The sequence below is a fragment of the Cryobacterium sp. Hh11 genome (genome assembly GCF_004404045.1).
Taxonomy (GTDB): Bacteria; Actinomycetota; Actinomycetes; order Actinomycetales; family Microbacteriaceae; genus Cryobacterium; species Cryobacterium levicorallinum.
In genome coordinates this window covers 313,315-321,195 of record NZ_SOHF01000019.1, presented here as the reverse complement: position 1 = coordinate 321,195, position 7,881 = coordinate 313,315, and the positions used below count along the sequence as shown (strand labels likewise).

Annotated in this window: 8 protein-coding genes; 7 read left to right on the top strand and 1 reads right to left on the bottom strand. The window is 62.0% G+C overall.

Translation table 11 applies throughout. The features are described from left to right. Positions 1–203 precede the first annotated feature (203 nt). A complete protein-coding gene (locus tag E3T46_RS09795) occupies positions 204–530 on the bottom strand; it encodes a hypothetical protein (protein WP_134578394.1) in 327 nt (108 codons plus the stop codon). Positions 531–950: 420 nt separating this feature from the next. Between E3T46_RS09795 and E3T46_RS09790 the strand changes: the two genes are divergently transcribed. The 7 genes from E3T46_RS09790 to E3T46_RS09760 all read left to right on the top strand — a co-directional run bounded on the left by E3T46_RS09790 (position 951) and on the right by E3T46_RS09760 (position 7,621). After that, on the top strand, positions 951–1,817 hold the full coding sequence (locus E3T46_RS09790) for a DNA/RNA non-specific endonuclease (RefSeq protein ID WP_134578393.1): 867 nt from the start codon (positions 951–953) through the stop codon (positions 1,815–1,817). Between the two features lie 692 nt (positions 1,818–2,509). Further along, on the top strand, positions 2,510–3,076 hold the full coding sequence (locus E3T46_RS09785; RefSeq protein WP_198419166.1) for a DUF2243 domain-containing protein: 567 nt from the start codon (positions 2,510–2,512) through the stop codon (positions 3,074–3,076). After that, positions 3,076–3,498 carry a cytochrome c oxidase assembly protein gene (locus E3T46_RS09780; protein ID WP_134578392.1) on the top strand — a complete coding sequence of 141 codons (423 nt, stop codon included), beginning with the start codon at positions 3,076–3,078 and terminating at the stop codon, positions 3,496–3,498. The genes E3T46_RS09785 and E3T46_RS09780 overlap by 1 nt, the downstream gene beginning before the upstream one ends. 307 nt (positions 3,499–3,805) lie before the next feature. Beyond that, positions 3,806–4,447, top strand: a complete 642-nt coding sequence (locus E3T46_RS09775) for an ABC transporter permease (RefSeq protein WP_134578391.1) — start codon at positions 3,806–3,808, stop codon at positions 4,445–4,447. Positions 4,448–4,451: 4 nt separating this feature from the next. Next, positions 4,452–5,750, top strand: coding sequence for an ATP-binding cassette domain-containing protein (locus E3T46_RS09770; RefSeq protein WP_241980605.1), 1,299 nt, complete (start codon positions 4,452–4,454; stop codon positions 5,748–5,750). Beyond that, positions 5,747–6,583: an ABC transporter permease gene (locus tag E3T46_RS09765; RefSeq protein WP_092453112.1), complete on the top strand. Its 837-nt coding sequence runs from the start codon at positions 5,747–5,749 to the stop codon at positions 6,581–6,583. The genes E3T46_RS09770 and E3T46_RS09765 overlap by 4 nt, the downstream gene beginning before the upstream one ends. After that, positions 6,584–7,621, top strand: coding sequence for a glycine betaine ABC transporter substrate-binding protein (locus E3T46_RS09760; protein WP_134578389.1), 1,038 nt, complete (start codon positions 6,584–6,586; stop codon positions 7,619–7,621). The last annotated feature ends 260 nt before the right edge of the window (positions 7,622–7,881 follow it).

Here is a 7,881-nt window from a genome sequence, read left to right as displayed (position 1 = left end):
GCCCCAGAAATCATGTCAAGACGCACGGCTACATTGATTCGTAGAATCATTCGACAGAGAACCTCATATAGGTTGACATCTTCCGGATTGAAATCACCGGAAACGGTGATCGTGATTTCGGCAATGCGTCCAGAGTTTCGCTGTCAGGTCCATCGCACACGCATCGAGAGTGGTTCCCGCTATGGGAAGAATCCGGTCGTCCTTCACCCGGAATGAGCCGACGATCCATCCAGTGAATACTGGAAGTTTTCGTGCCGCTTGCTGGCCAGCGACAAGTGTGAATGGAACTCGTCGGCAGGAACAGACTGGCGGATATCCTGCCAAACACCAGTGTGAAGGTCTCGGAAGAAAGCAATGGGATCGAGAACATGCGCTGTCAGGGCAGTTTTGCGCGCGGCAGACAGGCGGGCGACGGCAGCCCAGACTGTGCACCCGTACAATTCATCTTCGAACTCAACAGCTTCGAACGACGCAGAGCTGACGTTGACGCCTGTAGCTGAGGCTCTGACTCTGGCCTTACCGCCGATCACCTACTGGTCCCAGCGCCTCCACCTCACCCATTTCACTCTGCAGTACGTCGTGCCATCAGGCCCGTCGTCAACACTGTCGCCCAACCACAGACCGTGAATGACCCGCCCTGTGCAATCCACCGGATCCACGAGGACGGCGGGTAGCTGACCGCGCCCATTCACGCTGACAAGAACGAAAACCGGCAATTTCACAAATCGGCGTCGTAATGTCACGATCACTTTATTCATACAGCTCCTTGAGAGCCAAGGCGTTCTATCAAGCCTAGGCAGCCCACAAGGAACAGCAGTACCCCCAGTTCAGGCACATCGTGTCTGTAGCCAACACAAGACGCAGAGGGGCGAAGGGGGATCTACCCCTCTTAACGCCGCCATATTGATCCGAAAGCCCCAATTGTCGGCTCTGGCTGCTTGACTATCACCATGAACGCCGCATTACTTTATCCTGCTGGATACAACGCCGATTTCCTTGCGACTCGTCTGCCGCTCCCAGACCCTCCTGCAGGGACCCTGATTCGTGAACTGCTCTACACACATTTCACCGTGCTCCTCGACCCCGCGCGGCGCCTCGCGATCGCGACCGGCGTCAACATCGACGGGGATCACCTCGTTACCGTTGACCGAGACGACGACTGGCACCTCGACTCGCGTATCCCGATCTACGAACAGGCCGGGGAGGGCGTCTACGCCAGAAACGACCTCGACCGCGGGCACCTCGTCCGCCGCCTGGACCCGGTCTGGGGCGACACAACGACAGCCCGGCGAGCGAATTACGATACCTTCGCCTACACCAACGCCGCCCCGCAAGCCGGAGCCTTTAACCAATCGAAACAACTCTGGCTCGGCCTCGAGGACCACGTCCTCACCTATGCACGCACCAACGGTAACCGCATCAGCGTCTTCACCGCCCCCGTACTCTCCGCCCAGGATCCGATATATCGCGGGGTGAAGATCCCGCAAGCGTTCTGGAAGATCGCGGCATGGACCACGACCACAAAAGGCTCCACCGTTCTTCACGCTGCCGGGTTCGTCCTCGACCAAAGCCCGCAGTTAGACGACATCGACCTTGACACGGTCCGCGCTTCAGCCCCCATGTACGGTAAACCCCCGCCACTTGGACCGTACCGCACCTATCAAGTACCCATCGTGGACATCACCGACCTCACCACGCTCAACCTGACCGCCCTATCCGAAGCAGACGTCTACGCCACGGCCCCAGCTATCCGAGAAGACGCCGATCGTCGAACGCGCTGGACCGAACTGATCGACACAGCAGGAATCCACCTCTAACCACACCAAATCCTCTACAACCAGCTCAGCCCGCGGCGCGGAGGTAAACATAGACGGTTTCACTGTCAAGGGCCGTGAGGATCGGCCCACCGGCGGCCACTAGAAATGCCCGACGTAGGCTAGAAAACACCTACCCACTCATGGCCAACAGATCTGCCCACCAGGGGCCCAGGCGTCGCGGGATATAGCGTGAAGCCATGACGAACGGGTGGAATCGGAAGGCCATTGTTAGCGCCAAGCTCGTCACCATCTCGACCCCGATCGGGGGGACGCGCGCCTGCCAAGTGATGACGCGCTCTGGCGATAGGTCACTGCTTTCCAGGAGCTACTTGGGGACACGCTAAGTCTTAATCCACTGGTCAGCCTTGAGTGAGCGGCGGATTGAGGCTTCATCATCCGCGGGCTAGGACTGTTGTCCGTGCCCGCCGAGCTGCACAGCAACATCCCGGCGCCCTTTAAATACGTTCTCACCGTTGACCTGAACTTCCTAGGAATCATCACCGCAGGTCTCTTCGCCCTCGTCTTACTCACTGTTTCCTTTCTGACTAGCACTCGTCGGGCTGCCGTGAAAGCTCAGGGACGTCAGCTCTGAGCGAGACCTCAATCCCGCAAGGGCGACTACCGAGTGAGCAGGGAACTGGACGATCGCACCGCGCGGTGCCATTCTGGTGTTGTATCAACCGAATGGAGACATGATGGTCAACGCTTCAGTCGTGAATGTGGCGGAAACCCGCGCACAGCCCCGCGGGATAGGTCTACCTGGCACCATCCTCGGTATCGGGTTGGGTGGATTCGTCGATGGGATCCTGCTGCATCAGATCCTGCAGTGGCACCACATGCTCACCAGCGCCGTGACCGCGAACATTGATATTGGGTCCTACGCGGCGGATACGGTCCCCGGTCTGCAAATGAACACGCTTTGGGACGGGTTGTTCCATACGGTCACTTGGCTCGCGGTACTGATCGGGCTGGGAATGCTTTACTCTCGCGTCACCGGATCCCGCGGCCGCGTCTGGGCCTCACGCGTGCTCTGGGGCTGGATCCTGGTCGGGTGGGGAATATTCAACCTGGTGGAAGGCATCGTGGACCACCACATCCTGGGGGTCCATCACGTGATCAGCGGGGAGTTCCAAACCTTAGCTGATATCCTCTTCCTTGTCCTCGGCGCGTTACTCGTAATCGGCGGGTGGCTGTTGCAGCGTACCGGGCGCCCCATCGATCTGACCGACCACAATGATCGAACGCACTCCTTGAGGTGATGTCCGACACGCACGAGGCTCACGCCGGCCACGCCGCCACCGCCTTGGAGACGGCGGTTCCGCTGATCCTCATCGCCGCGGTAGCGCTCGGATACGTTCTCCTCGCTCATAACCACGGTAAGGAACCACGCGGGTGGAGCAGCTGGCGGATCGCAAGTTTCCTCACCGGCTGCACTCTCCTCGCCCTGGGCTTATCCCCGCAGACCTCTCCATTTCCTCTCGGCGGGCTACCCACTCACATGTACCAGCACCCGCTCATCGGGATGTACGCGCCCATCGGGCTGGTCCTTGGCGCACCCATAACCCTTCTGCTCCGGTCCGTACCCCGAAGTCAAGGCAAGCTCATGCCAGGCCAGCATTTCCCGGCAGGTGTCGAGATAAAGTTGGGCGTGATGCGGTTTGTTCGTCTTTTTCCGTGGTAATCCGCGTGGGCTGGCCGGGACAATTGCAGGTCGGCGCAGCTCAGGCCGTGGTTTCGAAGACGCGCAGCCCAGTGCTGATCAGCGTCATGCACAGTACCCACGTCCTCACTCGCGGGGGGATCGGCGCATGTGATTGAACCGTAACGTCTCGCTGCGCCCAGAGGGGAGTGCGGCCGTGCAAGACTGGAAGTTCACCTTCGCCTCCGGTTCTCACCTGCATCTGTATCTAGTTCCGCATCGGCGCCTCCAGTTGCGCCCGTGCCGGTGGCGGTGAATCGATGTGTGATCGAAGCGAAGAGGTTTTGATGTGTGGGATTTTTTAGGGGATCAGTTTGAGCAGATTCTGTTCAGCAGCTGGCAGCACTTCAGCCTCGTCGTGCAGTGCCTGATCTTGGCGACAGTTATCGCCGTTGTGCTGGCCGCCGCCGTCTACCGCAGTTCCGCGCTCACCGGGGTTGCCAACTCGGTGTCGGCCATTGGCTTGACTATCCCGTCGTTTGCTTTCATCGGGCTGCTCATCGCGCCGCTCGGCTTCGGCGTTGTTCCGGCCGTCATTGTCGTGGCGTTCTTCGCTACGCTGCCTATTCTGCGCAATGCGGTCGTGGGCCTGTCGGGTATTGCGCCGTCGATCGTGGAATCCGCCCGCGGCCTCGGCATGAGCCGATTTCGCACGCTCCTGCAGGTAGAACTGCCAATGGCGTGGCCGATCATCCTCACAGGCATTCGGGTATCCGCGCAAATGGTGATGGGCATCGCCGCGATCGCCGCATATTCCCTCGGCCCAGGCCTGGGCGGATTCATCTTCTCCGGTCTGTCCCGCCTCGGCGGTGCCAACTCCCTCGAGTCGGTGCTGACGGGCGTCATCGGCGTTGTCGTGCTCGCCCTCATTCTTGATCTTCTTCTCGTCGGCCTCGGCCGCCTGACCACACCCCGAGGTATCCGTGTCTGAACTCATTGCATCCACCAGCGCAGAATCCACCAGCACCGAAGATTCCCCGACCGGCATCACCGGTGCGAACATCCTGCTGGACCACGTCACCAAGCGTTTCCCCGGCCAGTCGCGCCCCGCCGTCGACGGTCTGACCATGGAGATCCCGGCCGGCAAGATCATCATGCTTGTCGGCCCCTCAGGCTGTGGCAAGACCACCACCCTGAAAATGATCAACCGACTCATCGAACCGACCGAAGGCCGCATCGTCGTCGACGGTGACGATGTCACCAATATGAACGGCGATACCCTGCGCCGAGGCATCGGCTATGTCATCCAGGCCGGAGGGCTCTTCCCCCACATGACGGTGGCCACCAACATCGGCCTCGTGCCGAAAATGCTCGGCTGGGACAAAGCCCGCATCGCGGCCCGCGTCGACGAACTCCTCGAGCTCGTCTCCCTCGACCCGGCGCTCTACCGAAACCGGTACCCCAAGGAACTGTCCGGCGGTCAGCAGCAACGCGTCGGCGTGGCGCGCGCCCTCGCGGCCGACCCGCCCGTGCTACTCATGGACGAGCCCTTCGGCGCCGTCGACCCGATCACCCGCCTGCGCCTGCAGGACGAACTGCTCAACATCCAGGAAGAACTGCAGAAGACCATCGTCTGCGTCACCCACGACTTCGACGAAGCCGTCAAGCTCGGCGACTGGATCGCCATCTTCAACGAGGGCGCCCAGCTCGAACAATACGACACCCCGGAACGCATCCTCGGCGACCCGGCCAACGAATTCGTCGAAAACTTCATCGGGTCCGGCGCCGGCCTCAAACAGCTCACACTCACCCGGGTGGCAGAGGTCGGGTTCGGCGACGCCGTCGTGGGAAGCCCCGGCGAACGGGCAGCGGATGTCCTGGCCCGCCTCATCGACGCCGGCCACGGCCACGCGGTCATCGTCGATGAACGTCACCGTCCCATCCAGTGGCTCTCCCGCCGCAAACTCGGCCGCCTCAACGTCATCAGCAACGTTCCCGACCCGAAACTCCCCGTCGTCGGCTACCGTGCCACGCTCAATGACGCACTCGACACGATGCTCGTCTCCAGCGCCGGAGCCGCGCTCGTCACCGGCCGCCGCGACATGTTCAAGGGCGTCATTGACGTACAGACCGTCATGGACGCCATCACCCGGTCACAAACCGCTGCCGTACTCGAATCGGACCAGGCACCCGTCGGACTAAACACCGGCGTGTTCCAAGCACAGGAGCCTGCCGCCGACGCCGACCTGAGCGAGACCAATAGCAACGGCACCGACGCGCGGGCCAGCCAATGAGCACCCGCACCCTGAAAGCAGAAGCCGGCATCGCCGGCGGCGACTCCGCCGTCGAAACGCCTGGCGACCCGGCCGCGCCAGCCGTGCCGGTCAGTCAGGCTCGCGCGGTGTGGCAATCCTGGCGGGGACTGGTCTACCAGCTGGCCGGTATCCTGCTCGCGTTCTTCGCGCTCGTCATCTGGCTACTGACGGCCAACCTGTCGCCGATCGAACTGACCACCCTCGCCCCGGACGCGCTCTGGGTTTACACCGTGGAGCACATCCAGCTCACCCTCCTCGCCGCGGTAATCGTATTGGTCATCGCGATTCCCTTGGGAATCGCCCTGACCCGGCGGCCCCTGCGGTTTCTGACCGCTCCGGTGCTCGCCATCGCCAACGTCGGGCAAGCCGCCCCCGCAATCGGCGTCGTCGTGCTGCTCGCGTTCTGGGTTGGCTTCGGCTTCTGGGCGGCAACGCTGAGCCTCGTGCTTTACGCGGTGCTCCCGGTGCTGCGAAACACCATGGTTGGCCTCCAGCAGGTCGACGCCCGCCTCATCGAAGCCGGACGAGGCATGGGCATGAGCTCCACGGCGGTGCTCTTTCGTGTGGAGCTCCCCCTCGCCGTACCAGTCATGCTGTCGGGCGTGCGTACCGCCCTCGTTCTACTAGTCGGCACCGCAGCCCTAGCCACATTCGTCAACGGCGGCGGACTCGGCATCCTCATCACCACCGGCGTCAACCTCAGCCTCACCCCCGTGCTCGTCACCGGAGCCCTGCTGGTGGCGCTGCTCGCCCTCCTCATCGACTGGGTCGGCCGCGTCGTAGAACACGTCGCCCGCCCGAAAGGACTCTAGATGTACCGCACCTCTTCCCACATCCGTCCTCGCGCCCACCGCGGGCCCCTCGGCCGCTGGGGCCTCACCACGGGTATCCTCGCCCTGTCCGCCGTCGCCCTGACCGGCTGCGGACTGCAGCCGGCGACCTCATACGTTCCCGCGGTCGGACCCGGGTCGATCACCCCGCTCGACGGCGCCGACGGCGTCAACCTCACCGTCACGTCCAAGAACTTCACCGAGCAGCTCCTGCTCGGCAAAATCGCGGTGCTCGCCGGGACCGCCGCAGGATTCGACGTCACAGACCTCAGTAACGTGCCCGGCAGCCAGCCGGCCCGCGAGCTGCTTCTCTCTGGCCAGGCCGACGTGCTCTGGGATTACACCGGAACCGCATGGTTGACCTACCTCGGTCAGGCCGAAGCGATCACTGACCAGGACGAAATGTGGCAAGCCGTATACGACCTCGACATCAAAAACGGTGTCACCTGGGGCGTGCCAGCACCGATGAACAACACCTACGCCCTCGCCGTGCGCAGTGAGTCAGTCGCCGACCTCGGCAACATCACAGCCATGTCCGAACTTGCCGCGTTGCCCGTTGAAGATCGCACCTTCTGCGTCGAAGCCGAATTCAACTCCCGGCCAGACGGGTTAAACCCCATGCTCGCCCACTACGGACTAGAACGTGGCACCGCCAACGGCGTGCCCGACAACAACATCGGCATCTACGACACCGGCGCGATCTACAGCGCAACCGACAACGGCGCCTGCAACTTCGGCGAAGTCTTCACAACTGACGGCCGCCTCGACGCGCTCGACCTCACCGTCCTGACCGACGACCGCGCGTTCTTCCCGGCATATAACGTGGCACCGATCTTCTTCACCGAAACAATCAAGGCCCACCCCGGCCTGGAAAAGACCTTCGCCACAATATCACCCAAACTCACCGACGAGGTTCTGCGCGGCATGAACCGTCAAGTTGACGTCGACGGCGACGAACCCGCCAATGTGGCCTACGCCTGGATGATCGACGAAGGTTTCATCACGGACCCGGCCTCCTAGGAGTCTGACCAGTACTGGGATGGAAGTTGGTGTTCAGGCTCAACGTGGCAGTAAATCCTCGCTCGTGAAACGCCTAAGGCCTGGTAATTTCAGTCAGGGTTCCCCGCGTTGCTTTCAGACTGTGAGTACTGCAAGCGTGGCGAGTGTGACGAAGGTCGGGCGCCCACTGACCCGCCCCTAAACTCGGGTGGTACTAAGCCTCGATCCACCGGTCCGCCTTGAGTGAGCGGCGTCGCTGAAATCTGAGTGGGAGTTTGGTT

Coding starts and splice junctions, on each gene's coding strand:
- E3T46_RS09760 (WP_134578389.1), top strand. CDS start 6,584: ATGTACCGCACCTCTTCCCACATCCGTCCTCGCGCCCACCGCGGGCCC.
- E3T46_RS09785 (WP_198419166.1), top strand. CDS start 2,510: ATGATGGTCAACGCTTCAGTCGTGAATGTGGCGGAAACCCGCGCACAG.
- E3T46_RS09765 (WP_092453112.1), top strand. CDS start 5,747: ATGAGCACCCGCACCCTGAAAGCAGAAGCCGGCATCGCCGGCGGCGAC.
- E3T46_RS09790 (WP_134578393.1), top strand. CDS start 951: ATGAACGCCGCATTACTTTATCCTGCTGGATACAACGCCGATTTCCTT.
- E3T46_RS09780 (WP_134578392.1), top strand. CDS start 3,076: ATGTCCGACACGCACGAGGCTCACGCCGGCCACGCCGCCACCGCCTTG.